Annotated in this window: 14 protein-coding genes; 12 read left to right on the forward strand and 2 right to left on the reverse strand. The window is 45.8% G+C overall.

Going from position 1 to position 14,463, the window contains the following annotated elements; all coding sequences use genetic code 11:
- The first annotated feature begins 44 nt into the window (after positions 1-44).
- The gene (locus MKX38_RS02370; RefSeq protein ID WP_014478863.1) at positions 45-1,556 is read left to right on the forward strand and encodes a class I adenylate-forming enzyme family protein; all 1,512 of its coding nucleotides are present in this window, start codon (positions 45-47) and stop codon (positions 1,554-1,556) included.
- 19 nt (positions 1,557-1,575) lie between these two features.
- Here MKX38_RS02370 and MKX38_RS02375 read toward each other — a convergent pair whose 3' ends face one another.
- Positions 1,576-2,172 (reverse strand): class I SAM-dependent methyltransferase, encoded by a 597-nt coding sequence (locus MKX38_RS02375; protein WP_014478864.1) that lies wholly within the window; start codon positions 2,170-2,172, stop codon positions 1,576-1,578.
- Positions 2,173-2,327: 155 nt separating this feature from the next.
- On the opposite strand from MKX38_RS02375, the gene MKX38_RS02380 reads away from it, so the two are divergent.
- The 5 genes from MKX38_RS02380 to amj all read left to right on the forward strand — a co-directional run bounded on the left by MKX38_RS02380 (position 2,328) and on the right by amj (position 6,159).
- Positions 2,328-3,188 carry an SDR family oxidoreductase gene (locus MKX38_RS02380; RefSeq protein ID WP_003234401.1) on the forward strand — a complete coding sequence of 287 codons (861 nt, stop codon included), beginning with the start codon at positions 2,328-2,330 and terminating at the stop codon, positions 3,186-3,188.
- 15 nt (positions 3,189-3,203) lie between these two features.
- Positions 3,204-3,707, forward strand: a complete 504-nt coding sequence (lyxE, locus tag MKX38_RS02385) for a D-lyxose ketol-isomerase (protein ID WP_021481729.1) — start codon at positions 3,204-3,206, stop codon at positions 3,705-3,707.
- 85 nt (positions 3,708-3,792) lie between these two features.
- Positions 3,793-4,344, forward strand: coding sequence for a GNAT family protein (locus MKX38_RS02390; RefSeq protein WP_232567182.1), 552 nt, complete (start codon positions 3,793-3,795; stop codon positions 4,342-4,344).
- Between the two features lie 77 nt (positions 4,345-4,421).
- Positions 4,422-4,844 (forward strand): pyridoxamine 5'-phosphate oxidase family protein, encoded by a 423-nt coding sequence (locus MKX38_RS02395; protein WP_003234396.1) that lies wholly within the window; start codon positions 4,422-4,424, stop codon positions 4,842-4,844.
- 505 nt (positions 4,845-5,349) lie between these two features.
- A complete protein-coding gene (gene amj / locus MKX38_RS02400; RefSeq protein WP_032722918.1) occupies positions 5,350-6,159 on the forward strand; it encodes a lipid II flippase Amj in 810 nt (269 codons plus the stop codon).
- A 44-nt stretch (positions 6,160-6,203) separates the two neighbouring features.
- Here amj and MKX38_RS02405 read toward each other — a convergent pair whose 3' ends face one another.
- Entirely contained in the window at positions 6,204-6,494 is a 291-nt protein-coding gene (locus tag MKX38_RS02405) for a DUF3817 domain-containing protein (protein ID WP_015252794.1), read from the reverse strand.
- Between the two features lie 184 nt (positions 6,495-6,678).
- Between MKX38_RS02405 and lrpC the strand changes: the two genes are divergently transcribed.
- From lrpC to MKX38_RS02435, 6 genes are all read left to right on the forward strand, one after another.
- Positions 6,679-7,113: a transcriptional regulator LrpC gene (gene lrpC, locus MKX38_RS02410; protein WP_003246585.1), complete on the forward strand. Its 435-nt coding sequence runs from the start codon at positions 6,679-6,681 to the stop codon at positions 7,111-7,113.
- A gap of 64 nt (positions 7,114-7,177) precedes the next feature.
- A complete protein-coding gene (locus tag MKX38_RS02415; RefSeq protein WP_029317313.1) occupies positions 7,178-9,361 on the forward strand; it encodes a DNA topoisomerase III in 2,184 nt (727 codons plus the stop codon).
- Between the two features lie 202 nt (positions 9,362-9,563).
- A complete protein-coding gene (locus tag MKX38_RS02420) occupies positions 9,564-10,652 on the forward strand; it encodes a glycosyl hydrolase family 8 (RefSeq protein WP_339188503.1) in 1,089 nt (362 codons plus the stop codon).
- Positions 10,633-11,484, forward strand: a complete 852-nt coding sequence (gene epsK / locus MKX38_RS02425) for a cyclic-di-GMP receptor EpsK (RefSeq protein WP_273796280.1) — start codon at positions 10,633-10,635, stop codon at positions 11,482-11,484. Before MKX38_RS02420 ends, epsK begins: the two co-directional genes overlap by 20 nt.
- Before the next feature lie 10 nt (positions 11,485-11,494).
- On the forward strand, positions 11,495-13,204 hold the full coding sequence (locus tag MKX38_RS02430) for a DUF2334 domain-containing protein (RefSeq protein WP_339189378.1): 1,710 nt from the start codon (positions 11,495-11,497) through the stop codon (positions 13,202-13,204).
- Positions 13,197-14,459, forward strand: coding sequence for a glycosyltransferase family 2 protein (locus MKX38_RS02435; RefSeq protein ID WP_003246697.1), 1,263 nt, complete (start codon positions 13,197-13,199; stop codon positions 14,457-14,459). The genes MKX38_RS02430 and MKX38_RS02435 overlap by 8 nt, the downstream gene beginning before the upstream one ends.
- The last annotated feature ends 4 nt before the right edge of the window (positions 14,460-14,463 follow it).

Raw genomic sequence — 14,463 nt, forward strand, 5'->3', positions numbered from 1 at the left:
CTAACAAATTATTGAAGATTCAAGAGAATATAGGAGATGACGATATGGAAACATTACAGCATCTGATTCTGCATGACATGCCGAATAGCGAAGAAATAGAGGCTGTAAAAAGCGGAGACCATACACTGACATATAAAGGTTACCGTAAACGGATTAATCAGCTGGCGAATGCCATGCTTCAAAAAGGAATTCAAAAGGGCGACCGTGTTGCATTGCTTTGCAAAAACGGCCATCCCGCATCAACTGTTATGTTCGCCGCGCTTGAAATAGGTGCTGTTGTCGTACCTGTCAGCTGGCAGCTGAAACCATATGAAATGACAGGCATTTTAAAAGCAAGTGAACCGAAAGCGATGTTTTACGGAGCGGAGTTTAAAGAGATACTGGATGAAGTTCTACCTGAATTGTCCTCACTGTGTGTAACAATGGAAACAGGAACAGCTTACGAAACATCTGCTGAATTTGAAGCGCTGTTTGCAGGTCCTGATCATTTGCCAGAGACGGAAATGGTTTCACCTGATGATACAGCACTTCTGATGTTTACATCTGGAACAACGGGAAACCCGAAAAGATGCATGATTACACATGGCGGCATATACAGATACGTTAAAAAATCCAACAGCTCAATAGCACGTATGAAGGGCCTTCGTTTTCTCGCGTGCCATCCGATTTATCATACGAGTGCGCTCATTTGCATCATGCTTGGAACGTTTGCAGAAACAACCTTTGTGTTTACAAAGGATCAAGATCCTGTTCACATGCTGAAGGTCATTGAAGAAGAGAAAATTCAGACCGTGATGGCTCTTCCTGTGTTTTACACGTATTTGCTTGAGGCGTGGGAAACGCACCAAACTGACTTATCTTCACTTGTTATTTTAATGACAGGCGGAACAAAAGTGCCGAGCAGCCTAATCCGCCGCTATCTTGATATTGGCATTCCGCTCGCGCATGGCTATGGAAGCACTGAGGCTTGGGGCATCAGCACATGGACGCCTGATATGGGAATGGATAAAGCGGCATCTGCAGGAAAACCTGTGGCAGGTGTTAAAGTCAAAGTGGAAGATCCTCTGACCGGAGAAGAACTTCCTCAAGGAGAAATCGGCGAAATCGTTGTTCATACTCCATTCTTATTTAAAGGCTATGAAGACAATCCTGAAGCAACAGCGAAAGTGCTGCAAAATGGATGGTTTAGAACCGGAGATTCAGGATATGTAGATGAAGATGGCTTTATTTTCATCACGGGACGCTACAAGGATGTCATTATTTACGGAGGCGATAACGTCTATCCTGATCAGGTTGAAGAAGTTATCCAGCAGATCCCGGGAATCCTTGAAACGGCTGTGGTCGGTATTCCAGACCCGCTTTACGGTGAAAAACCGAAAGCTTTTATCGTGAAAAATGGCGGCCAGCGCATCACAGAAGAGGATGTCATCGCATTTTGTAAAGAACGCCTGTCCGCTTACAAAATACCTGAAGTTGAATTTGTTAACGAACTGCCGAAAAACAACCTTGGCAAGGTGAAAAAAGACGTCCTGCGCAATCAGGCTGTACATTCATAAAAGAAGAAGCCCGTCCACTTTATGTGGCGGGCTTCTTTGCACTTGCACAGACGGAAAGCTCAGGCTTAATGTTCTTAAATTGTATATCAATGTCTTCGAAGCCGGCTGCTTTAAAGTCAGCAATCATCTGTCTTCCAAATGATTTGGTTTTTTCAGGACTGGCATCCGCTTCCCGCGGCTGCATCGTAATGGCTGCTTTGCCGCCTGGCTTTAATGCCCGATAAATCTGTTTCATGCCTTTTGTTTGGTCATTCCAAATGGTGTAGTTGTTAACGGAAATCACTTTATCATAAAACGAGGCGGGGAGAGGAAATGTCTCGATGCTTCCTTGTATCAGGCGTACGCCCTTTGGTTTCACTCTGCGGGCGGCCAGCTTCAGCATGGCCTCTGACACATCAATCCCATGAAGATGAACATCCTTCTCGCGTTTCAGCATCTGCTGCATGCAGTATCCCGGGCCAAACCCGACTTCTAAAATGCTGTCCCCGCGCGTGATACCCAGCTGATTGATTGTCCACTGATTCAGTGTTTGATTTTCAGCAGCCATGATGTACCCGGCAATCATGCCGATGACGCCCTTTGGCCTGCTGAATCTTCTAGAAAGCATGTTAATCATTCAGCAACCAACCCCCTTTTTGAGTTAATTTCCTCCCAGCGTTCCATGTGAAACATTTTTCTGATAAAGCAATGCGAAGGTGCCAAGCCATGTTTATCCATAGAGTGTGTGAGGTACACAACAAATAGACATGAAAACAAAGGAGGAGAATCATCATGGCAAATTATCCAAAAGAACTGCCGGCACAAACTCAAAGTCGCCAGCCGGGAATTGAAAGCGAAATGAATCCAAGTCCGGTGTATGAGTACGAGGATTATAAAGGAGCAGACAAATTAAAAGGAAAAGTAGCTCTTATTACAGGCGGCGACAGCGGGATCGGACGCGCGGTTTCCGTCGCTTACGCAAAGGAAGGCGCAGACATCGCCATTGTGTATAAGGATGAGCATGAAGACGCTGAGAAGACGAAGAAACGTGTTGAACAAGAAGGCGTAAAATGCCTGCTGATTGCTGGTGACGTAGGTGAAGAGGAATTCTGCAATGAAGCGGTTGAAAAAACGGTCAAGGAACTAGGCGGCCTTGACATCCTTGTCAACAATGCAGGTGAACAGCATCCGAAGGAAAGCATCAAAGATATTACGAGCGAACAGCTTCACCGCACATTCAAAACAAATTTTTATTCTCAATTTTATTTGACTAAAAAAGCAATTGATTACCTGAAACCGGGCAGCGCCATCATCAATACGACATCCATCAACCCGTACGTAGGGAACCCGACACTGATTGATTATACAGCGACAAAAGGGGCGATCAACGCCTTTACAAGAACAATGGCGCAGGCGCTTGTTAAAGACGGCATCCGTGTAAATGCAGTCGCGCCGGGTCCGATCTGGACGCCACTAATCCCAGCTACGTTCCCTGAAGAAACAGTTGCTCAATTTGGGCAGGATACGCCGATGGGCCGTCCTGGACAGCCTGTTGAGCACGTCGGCTGTTATGTGCTCCTGGCATCAGATGAGTCCTCTTACATGACAGGACAGACCCTGCATGTCAACGGCGGAAACTTTGTGACGACATAAGAGGGAGTGAGACATATGAGCATCACGAAAGAAGAAGTGAACAGCTACTATCAAAAAGCAGGGATTGTATTAACGGACGAGGAAGTAGACCAAATCCAGCTGATGGATTACGGCTTAGGAAAAGAAAGAAAAGTCGGGCTCCAGCTCTTCGTCTACGTCAATACAGACCGTTATTGTTCAAAGGAATTGGTGCTGTTTCCGGGACAGACTTGCCCGGAACACCGCCATCCGCCGGTCGACGGCCAGGAAGGCAAGCAGGAGACCTTCCGCTGCCGCTACGGAAAAGTGTATCTTTACGTAGAAGGAGAAAAAACGCCGCTTCCAAAAGTTCTCCCTCCTCAGGAAGACAGAGAACACTATACGGTCTGGCACGAAATTGAGCTAGAACCGGGCGGGCAATACACGATTCCACCAAACACAAAGCATTGGTTCCAGGCCGGGGAAGAAGGTGCCGTCGTGACGGAAATGTCATCGACGAGTACGGATAAACATGATATCTTTACCGATCCAAGAATATAAGGATGGGCTTAACAGCCCATCCTTTTTGTATTGAAAAAAACAGAATCATCGCTATAATGGGTAAAAAAGGAAAGAGGGCGAGGCGATGTTCACTTGCAAGGTAAATGAGCACATCACCATCCGATTATTGGAGCCGAAGGATGCGGAGCGGCTGGCCGAACTCATTATCCAAAATCAGCAGCGGCTTGGCAAGTGGCTGTTTTTTGCGGAAAATCCAAGCAGCGCTGAAACGTACCGAGAAACAATCATTCCAGATTGGCGGCGCCAGTATGCCGACCTGAACTGCATTGAGGCGGGGCTCCTTTATGACGGCAGCCTATGCGGCATGATCAGCCTGCATAACCTTGATCAAGTGAATCGTAAGGCGGAAATCGGATATTGGATTGCCAAAGAATTTGAAGGGAAAGGCATTATTACAGCTGCCTGCCGAAAACTCATTACGTATGCTTTTGAAGAGCTTGAGCTGAATCGTGTGGCGATCTGTGCGGCTGTCGGAAACGAAAAAAGCAGAGCGGTTCCGGAGCGGCTCGGGTTTCTAGAGGAAGGCAGGGCACGGGACGGCTTATACGTAAACGGCATGCATCACGACCTCGTCTACTACAGTCTGTTAAAGCGTGAATGGGAAGGCGAAAAATAAAGAGCACACTTTCTTGTTTAAATCTTCCCCGGATGTGGAAAAGTAACAGCGGAGACGTTAAAAAGGAGTGATTCGAGATGAATCAGCAAGACATTAAACAAAAAGTGCTTGATGTTCTAGATCACCATAAAGTAGGTTCGCTCGCAACAGTTCAAAAGGGCAAACCGCATTCCCGCTACATGACTTTTTTCCATGACGGGCTGACGATTTACACACCGACAAGCAAGGAAACTCATAAAGCGGAAGAAATTGAGAACAACCCCAATGTCCACATTTTATTAGGCTATGATTGTGAAGGCTTTGGCGACGCATATGTCGAAGTTGCCGGAAAAGCCAAAATCAACAATTCGGCAGAACTCAAGGACAAAATATGGAGTTCCAAATTAGAGCGCTGGTTTGACGGCAAGGATGATCCGAATCTGGTGATTCTTGAAATTGAACCAGAGGATATCAGATTAATGAATGCCGGGGAGAAAACACCGGTCTCACTCGAACTATAAAAAATTTGTGTTTTCAGGGGCGATATGTTATTATGAATAGCTAGTAAGAAAAATAAGCAAATAAAAAAGAAAGTAAACTTCTTTTTTCTGTTTTGAGAGAGAAGCTTACCGCTTCCCAAGCAGCATAACCAGCTGCCCTTATTCTTTTCCTTCATAACAAATCGCCCCTAACGATGAGATGGAAAAAAGACTTTTTTGTTTTACAATTCACACCGGCGCGGCTTCGGAGCCGCAGTGACGATTGAGAGGTAGGGCTTTCGTTGTCTTGTGTTCAAGAAATTTCCATGGTGTTTACTTTCCAGAATGATTCTTCGGAACAATGCTTTATGAATCTAACCCGCCTGACTTGGCGGATGATATAATCTTTATTTGCGTATAGAAAAGAATAAGACAAACCGCCCGGCGTACGCCGGACGGTTTTTTTATTGCAAAAAACACATCGTACTGAAACCTCCTTGTCTTCTTTCCAGTCTTATCTCTAGGATGAAATTGGAGGAAGAATAACGTGCATGTCATTACAACACAAGTACTTTTTATTTTTTGTTTTTTATTGCTGATTCACTCGATAGAAACCTTAGCCTATGCTACAAGGCTTTCCGGGGCCCGCGTTGGATTTATTGCGTCCGCGCTTTCTCTGTTTAATGTCATGGTCATCGTATCCAGAATGTCGAACATGGTGCAGCAGCCCTTTACTGGGCATTTAATTGATGCTGCTGGAAAAAACGCACTGGCGATTGTAGGGGAGCAGTTCCGCTTTTTAATTTTCGGATCGACAGTCGGCACCATTTTGGGCATTATCCTGCTCCCGTCTTTTGTCGCTCTTTTTTCACGGGCGATTATTCACTTGGCGGGCGGCGGCGGCTCCGTTTTTCAAGTATTCCGAAAGGGATTCTCGAAACAAGGATTCAAAAATGCCCTTTCCTATTTGCGTCTGCCGTCCATTTCATATGTAAAAGGATTTCATATGCGCTTGATTCCGAAGCGTTTGTTTGTCATCAACATGCTGATCACATCGATTTATACGATTGGCGTGCTTTCGGCTTTATACGCAGGCCTTCTGGCGCCGGAGCGCAGCACGACAGCCGTCATGGCTTCGGGTTTGATCAACGGAATTGCGACGATGCTGCTGGCCATTTTTGTTGATCCTAAAGTATCCGTTCTAGCTGATGATGTGGCAAAAGGAAAACGAAGCTATCTCTATTTAAAATGGACCTCTATCACAATGGTCACATCAAGGGTGGCGGGCACACTCCTCGCCCAGCTCATGTTTATTCCGGGGGCCTACTATATCGCGTGGCTGACAAAGTGGTTTTAATAAGAAAGGCTGGATCATAAAGATCCAGCCTTTTTTGCATTCCCTTATTTATATTTCCTTAATCCGCGGTCGTACAAAAAATTTCCGAATGGGACGAAAGCAGCGACGAAGCCGGCAGCTGACCATTTCAGCGGCCATTTGACAGAGAAGGTTGCATAAGCCAAGACAAGCAAATACAAAATGAACAACCCGCCGTGAACCGAACCGACAATTGTCACCGCAAGCGGAAGGCCTGCCCAATATTTAAGCGGCATAGCGATGAACAACAGGATTAAGAGTGACATTCCTTCAATAAAACCCATCGTGCGAAGTCTTCCGATCGGCGTGTGCAGCATAAATCGCCCTCCTTGTGGACACGTTTTCATTTTATACTATAAACAATCCGGAGGGGCATATGACAGCTTTCAAAAAATGTTCGGAAAACATTCATTTTTACATGCCTTTTCTAGGGAACTGTACTTGTCATTTACAAAAATACCCGAGATAATGTGTACAAAATCAAAAAAGAAGGATGTTGAAATGAAACTTGACCAGATTGATCTGAATATCATTGAGGAGCTGAAGAAGGACAGCCGTTTGTCGATGAGGGAATTAGGCAGAAAAATTAAGCTGTCGCCTCCATCTGTGACAGAACGGGTAAGGCAGCTTGAATCGTTTGGCATCATCAAGCAATACACGCTGGAGGTCGACCAGAAAAAACTTGGGCTTCCCGTTTCCTGTATTGTGGAAGCAACCGTTAAAAACGCGGATTACGAGCGGTTCAAAAGCTATATTCAAACATTGCCGAATATTGAATTTTGCTACCGGATTGCAGGTGCAGCCTGCTATATGCTGAAAATCAATGCCGAAAGCCTCGAAGCGGTAGAAGATTTCATTAACAAAACATCGCCCTACGCGCAAACCGTCACTCACGTCATTTTCTCAGAAATTGACACGAAAAACGGGCGCGGTTAGAGAGTGCCGCGTGAAGTCTGTTATAATAACAGGATGAGCGCGAAAGAAAGAGAAGTGATCAAGCATGTCAAAAACAGTTGTATTAGCTGAAAAACCTTCAGTCGGCCGGGATTTAGCCCGGGTGCTGAAGTGCCATAAAAAAGGAAACGGTTATCTCGAAGGCGATCAATATATTGTGACCTGGGCTTTAGGCCATTTGGTGACGCTTGCTGATCCGGAAGGCTACGGAAAAGAATTTCAATCATGGCGCCTAGAGGATCTGCCGATTATTCCAGAACCCTTGAAGCTTGTGGTGATAAAAAAAACCGGAAAGCAGTTCAATGCAGTCAAATCCCAGCTTACCCGTAAAGACGTCAATCAGATTGTCATCGCGACTGACGCAGGCCGGGAAGGTGAGCTTGTTGCGCGCTGGATCATTGAGAAAGCGAATGTCCGAAAACCAATCAAGCGGCTGTGGATTTCATCTGTGACGGATAAAGCGATCAAGGAAGGTTTTCAAAAGCTGCGCAGCGGCAAAGAATATGAAAACCTGTACCATTCTGCCGTCGCCAGAGCGGAAGCGGATTGGATTGTGGGGATCAACGCCACCCGTGCACTTACCACAAAATTCAATGCCCAGCTCTCATGCGGGCGTGTGCAGACTCCGACGCTTGCCATGATTGCAAAGCGCGAGGCAGACATTCAGGCGTTTACGCCCGTTCCGTATTACGGCATCCGTGCTGCAGTCGACGGCATGACGCTGACGTGGCAGGATAAGAAATCAAAGCAGACGAGAACGTTCAATCAAGATGTAACAAGCCGTCTGCTAAAAAATCTCCAAGGAAAGCAAGCGGTCGTAGCTGAGCTGAAAAAAACAGCGAAAAAAAGCTTTGCGCCTGCGCTTTATGATTTAACGGAGCTGCAGCGTGACGCCCACAAGCGCTTCGGTTTTTCTGCCAAAGAAACGCTTTCTGTCCTGCAGAAGCTATATGAGCAGCATAAGCTCGTCACATATCCGCGGACGGACTCTAGATTTTTATCCAGTGACATCGTCCCGACGTTAAAAGACCGTCTGGAAGGCATGGAAGTAAAACCGTATGCCCAATATGTCAGCCAAATTAAAAAACGCGGCATTAAATCTCATAAAGGATATGTCAATGACGCGAAGGTGTCAGACCACCACGCGATTATCCCGACCGAAGAGCCGCTCGTTCTCAGCAGTCTGAGTGATAAAGAACGAAAGCTGTATGACCTGATTGCGAAACGTTTCCTGGCTGTATTAATGCCTGCATTCGAATATGAGGAAACAAAGGTCATCGCAGAAATCGGCGGAGAAACCTTTACGGCGAAAGGCAAAACCGTGCAGTCGCAAGGGTGGAAAGCCGTTTATGATATGGCGGATGAGGATGATGAGCAGGAGGATGACAGAGATCAGACACTTCCTGCGCTTCAAAAAGGCGACACACTTGCCGTCCGCACGTTAACGGAAACAAGCGGCCAAACGAAGCCGCCTGCCCGCTTTAATGAAGGAACCTTGCTGTCAGCGATGGAAAACCCAAGCGCGTTTATGCAGGGAGAAGAAAAAGGCCTCGTCAAAACGCTTGGAGAAACAGGCGGCCTCGGCACGGTGGCAACGCGTGCCGACATTATTGAAAAACTGTTCAACAGCTTTTTAATCGAGAAAAAAGGCCAAGATATTTTTATCACATCTAAAGGAAAACAGCTCCTGCAGCTTGTTCCGGAGGATCTGAAATCACCGGCCTTAACAGCAGAATGGGAGCAAAAGCTGTCTGCGATCGCGGCCGGCAAATTGAAATCGGCTGTTTTTATTAAAGATATGAAGGCTTACGCTCACCAAACGGTAAAAGAAATCAAAAACAGCAGCCAAACCTTCCGACATGACAACATTACGGGAACGGCATGTCCGGAATGCGGCAAAATGATGCTGAAAGTAAACGGCAAACGCGGGACGATGCTCGTGTGCCAAGATCGTGAATGCGGAAGCAGAAAAACGATTGCCCGAAAAACAAACGCACGCTGCCCAAATTGCCATAAAAGAATGGAGCTTCGCGGCCAAGGCGAGGGCCAAACCTTTGCGTGTGTGTGCGGTCACCGTGAAAAGCTCTCTGTATTTGAAAAACGAAAAAACAAAGACAAAGCGCGTGCTACCAAACGGGACGTATCCTCTTATATGAAAAAACAAAATAAAGATGAGCCGATTAACAACGCGCTGGCAGAACAGCTGAAAAAACTCGGTTTGGATAAATAATAAAAAAACCTGTGCCTATCGCACAGGTTTTTTTAGTGGACTTAGGTCCTGTTTTCTTAATGTTCAAAAAGGGGAAAAAAAGCTAGCAATCTGCATTTTTTTCTTTTATAGTAAATGTACTTTGTAACATGGCAGTCATATTTTCGTCTATAACTATTTGTGAGCGTCTGATTTGCTTCAGGCGACAAAGGGGGATTTGCCTGTGAGGCATGTACTAATTGCTGTCATCTTATTCTTCTTATCTATCGGACTTTCCGCAGGGTGTGCTGAAGCTGGAAACAAGACCCAAAATCAGTCGGCGACAGAAGTGAATGCCAGCCCGCTCCAGCCGGCGGAATATTTCATCTATCACAATTTAATGAATGACAAAGGGCTGATCAAAACCGATTTTTCAGACCAGCCTTCTTACTTGTCGGAATCTCTCGGCCTGTGGATGGAGTTTCTGCTCAGCAAAAATGACGCACCGCATTTCCAGGATCAATATCAGCATCTGACTGATTCATTTCTGATGAGCAATCACTTGGTGACGTGGAAGATTCAAAATGGCCAAGCGAGCGAGACGAATGCGCTGATAGATGATATGAGAATTATGCTGTCTCTTGACCAAGCCGCCGCAAAATGGGGCCGCAGCGACTACGCGCAAACGGCTAGGGATATCGGCACGTCTTTGAAGACATACAATATGAACAACGGGTTTTTTACAGACTTTTACGACTCACAGGCCGCTTCAAAGGATGTGACGCTTTCATACGTCATGCCTGATGCCTTAGCTGTCTTAAAGAAGAATGGAATCATAGACGAAGAAACAGAACAGCGGAATGCCAATGTTCTCTATTCAGCTCCTTTAAAAAATGGCTTTCTGCCGAATACATACAGCTCGGAGACGAAGGAATACACATATGATAGTGAAATCAACCTGATTGATCAGCTTTACGCTGCTTGGCATTTGCCGGAAGGGGATGAAAAAGCATCTGTTTTAGCGGACTGGATCAAGCAGGAATTTCAGAAAAACGGAAAGCTGTACGGGCGGTATTCGGCAGATACGAAGGAGCCTGCCGTCCAATATGAGTCTCCATCCGTATATGCATTAGCCGTATTGTTTTTGACAAAACAGCATGAAAACAGTTCTGTCATCAAAGCCATATATGACAGAATGAATGACTTTGAAATTCATGATCCGGTGAAATCTTATTATGGAGGCTATATGAGCGGCACTCAGACGCATTCATTTGACAATCTGCTGCCGCTGTTAGCCGAAAGGAAGCTTTTTAATGAAAATATCATTCAGTGAATCACAAAAATTATTTGCTTATTTTTCAGGGCTCATCGCGGCCCTGTCTTTGTTTATTTATTATGTGTCAGCCCAGCAATCAGAAGGTGCTCTGATCCTTTGCATCACATTTGTCGTCATCGCCGCAGGCATCTGGTTCGGCCCGATTTACGCGCTGGCAGTGACCTTAATCGTACTCTTTGTTCTCGGCACCTTAATGATGTTTTTCCAGACTGGACAGACATCGCTCTTTCCGGCTGAGGAAGGGCTGCGAATGCTTGTCGTGTGGGGAATCGCGCTTTTGCTGTTTTCTTTTATTTCTGGAAGAATCCACGATATTACAGCAGAGCTTCGGCGCTCAATGACACGGCTTCAATCCGAAATTAAAAGCTATGTTGCTGTTGACAGAGTGACTGGTTTTGATAACAAGCAAAGGATGAAGCTGGAACTTTCAGAAGAAATCAAGCGGGCGGAGCGCTACGGCAATTCTTTTGTGTTTTTGCTGCTCCATATGCATTATTTCAAAGAGTTTAAGTCTTTGTACGGTGAAAAAGAAACGGACCGCCTCTTCCAATATGTCGGTCAGCAAATCAGGACAAGCGTTCGGGAAACGGATAAGAAATTCCGTCCCTCTGACGAGCGTATCGGGATCGTGCTGACGCACACGCCTGCTGAACATATGCCGGCCGTTCTGACTAAGCTGAAGAAACAATTGGATACATATCAGCTGGAAAATGGAAAGTATGTGTCGCTTACGTTCCACGTTTGCTATTTGCCCTACCGCAACGATATCCAAACAGCTGATCAATTTTTAGAAGAACTGGAAAACGAGATGATGATGAATGAACTATAAAGGAATCACATTGCTATGCGTCATGATGCTTCTATTTTCAGCTATTGCGTCTTTTCCCGTTTCTGCGCAAGCGAAAGATCAGGATGCCGGCATTCTCATCATCTACTCAACCTTGGACGGCAAAGAGTCGTCACAAGTCAAAATGCTCGATTTGCTTGCGGGCCACTTTACATCCCATGTGACAGTCAAAAAAGATTCAGACGTTGAAGCGTCGGATTTCAAAGGGAAAGACCATGTGATTTATTACGGCCAAACGAAAAGAAAGCTCAGCCAAAAATTGCTGTCTCTTATCAGCGGCGTAAAAAAACCGGTTGTCGCCATTGGCTATAACGCAGGCCAAATCAGCCAATTTTCTGGGCTTTCATTAGCCCGCAAAGAAAATGTGTTTCAGGTTCACAGCAGGTCAGAAAAGGCCGATGTGTCTCTGGAAAGCGGGCTTAACGTGCTGAGTGTATCAGGCCTGAAAGGAACGGCGCTTTACACCTTCAAAGCGGATGAAGGCACAACGCATTCTTTTATATGGAAAACAAAAAAAGGGAATGTGTACATTGGATTAACAAATTTGTTAAATGACAATTTGATCGTGGCGAAACAGCTCAGAGAAGCTTTCGGAGAGAAGGCGGGGACGACGTTATTGTATTTGCGTCTCGAGGATATCAGCCCGATGTCTGATGAAAAACTGCTGCTTCAAGCCGGTACATACCTGCATAAGCGGCATATTCCTTTTATCCTGGCGGTCATTCCGGTTTACTTGAATCCGGAAACAGGCGACAAAGTGTATTTGTCTGATCAACCGAAGATGGTCAAGGTGCTGAAGAAGCTGCAAAGCATGGGCGGCAGTATCATTGTTCACGGCTATACTCACGCTTATCGCTACAGTGAAACAGGAGAGGGCTTTGAATTTTGGGATGCAAAGGCGGATCAGCCGATTACATCCGGAAATGCCGAAGACCCCCCGTCCATTTTGGAGAAAGAACAGGACTTCCCGAACGAACAAGCCTATCACAGCTATCTCGAACCATTTCGGGAAAAGGAAGAAACGTATACAAAACAAAAACTGACGCGTGCCATTGAGGATTTGACATCATCGGGTCTTTACCCGCTGGCGTTTGAAGCGCCGCATTACACGATGTCCGATTATGGCTATCAAATCGCCTCGCAGTATTTTACAAGCATTTTCGGCCAGGTCCAGCTCAGCAGCACAACATGGAAAACATCCGGTGCACCTCCGTTTGTGACTGCTCCTTCGATGTTGCACGGAATGACGCTTTATCCGGAAACGATCGGCTTTGTCGACACATCGAAGCAAAACCCGCTCGGTGAGATGGAGGAGCACATCTCCCAGATGATTGATTTTGAAGGCGGAGTAGCCGGAGGATTTTATCACCCGTACCTCGGGATGAAATATCTGCCGGAGCTGGTTGATCAGATGGAACGCATTCCAGACAGTGAATGGCTTGATTTAAAGAAAACGAAACAAACCGTCAAAACAGACAAAGTGGAAATTCATACAAGCGGTGACGGAACGATTCAGGTGAAAAACGGCGTAAGCGCCATTGACGAGTTTTTCGATCATCATCGCCAAACCCCTCTGGAAAAGGCGTTATGGATTCTCTCCGCTGTTGTGCTCTTATTTGTCATTATGTTTGTCAGTTATACGTTTTACTTGAGAGCCACATTGAAAAAACGAATTTTTAAGGAGAGAAGAAGCCTTGGGTAATACGCTGTTCTTTATCTCGCTAAGTTTAATATGGGTTATGCTTCTCTACCACATGTTCCTCATGCAGGGCGGGTTTCGCCACTATATGACCTTCGAACGGAATATCCCGAAGTGGAGAGAAAATATGAAGGAACTGCCGAAGGTCAGCGTCCTCATCCCGGCGCATAACGAAGAGGTTGTGATTCGGCAGACGCTGAAGGCCATGGTCAACCTTTATTATCCGAAGGACCGGCTGGAGATTATCGTCGTTAATGATAATTCATCAGACCGGACGGGTGATATCGTCAATGAATTTTCCGAGAAATACGATTTCATCAAAATGGTGATTACGAAGCCGCCAAATGCAGGAAAAGGAAAATCCTCTGCACTTAACTCGGGTTTTGCCGAATCGAACGGCGATGTGATCTGTGTGTATGACGCCGACAACACGCCTGAGAAAATGGCCGTGTATTACCTCGTGCTCGGCCTGATGAATGACGAAAAGGCAGGCGCCGTGGTAGGGAAATTCCGCGTCATCAATGCGGCAAAGACGCTGCTGACGAGGTTTATTAATATCGAAACGATCTGTTTTCAGTGGATGGCCCAGGGAGGCAGATGGAAGTGGTTCAAAATCGCCACGATCCCAGGCACCAACTTCGCGATCCGCAGAAGCATTATCGAAAAGCTCGGAGGCTGGGATGACAAAGCGCTCGCTGAGGATACTGAGCTGACCATCCGGGTATATAATCTCGGCTATCACATCCGCTTTTTCCCTGCCGCCATCACGTGGGAGCAGGAACCGGAAACATGGAAGGTATGGTGGCGCCAGCGCACCCGATGGGCGCGCGGCAATCAATATGTCGTGCTCAAATTTTTGGCGCAGTTTTTTAAGCTGAAACGAAAACGGATTATCTTTGATTTGTTTTATTTTTTCTTTACGTACTTCCTGTTTTTCTTTGGCGTGATCATGTCAAATGCGATTTTTGTAGTGAATTTGTTTTATGATTTGCATTTGTCTGTTGGATTTTTGGCAATGATTCTCTGGATTTTGGCGTTTTTCTTATTTATGACAGAGGTCATGATTACGTTGAGCATTGAAAAAACAGAAATGAACAAGCAAAACTTTTTTATCGTATTTCTCATGTACTTCACATACTCGCAGGCATGGATTGTGCTTGTTATCTACTCTTTATTCGTAGAAATCAAGCACCGTTTATTCAAGCAAGAGGTCAAATGGTACAAGACAGAACGATACAATCAACATAAAAGCGGGTGACCTT

The sequence above is a fragment of the Bacillus sp. FSL M8-0025 genome, assembly GCF_037975475.1.
GTDB classification, from domain to species: domain Bacteria; phylum Bacillota; class Bacilli; order Bacillales; family Bacillaceae; genus Bacillus; species Bacillus subtilis.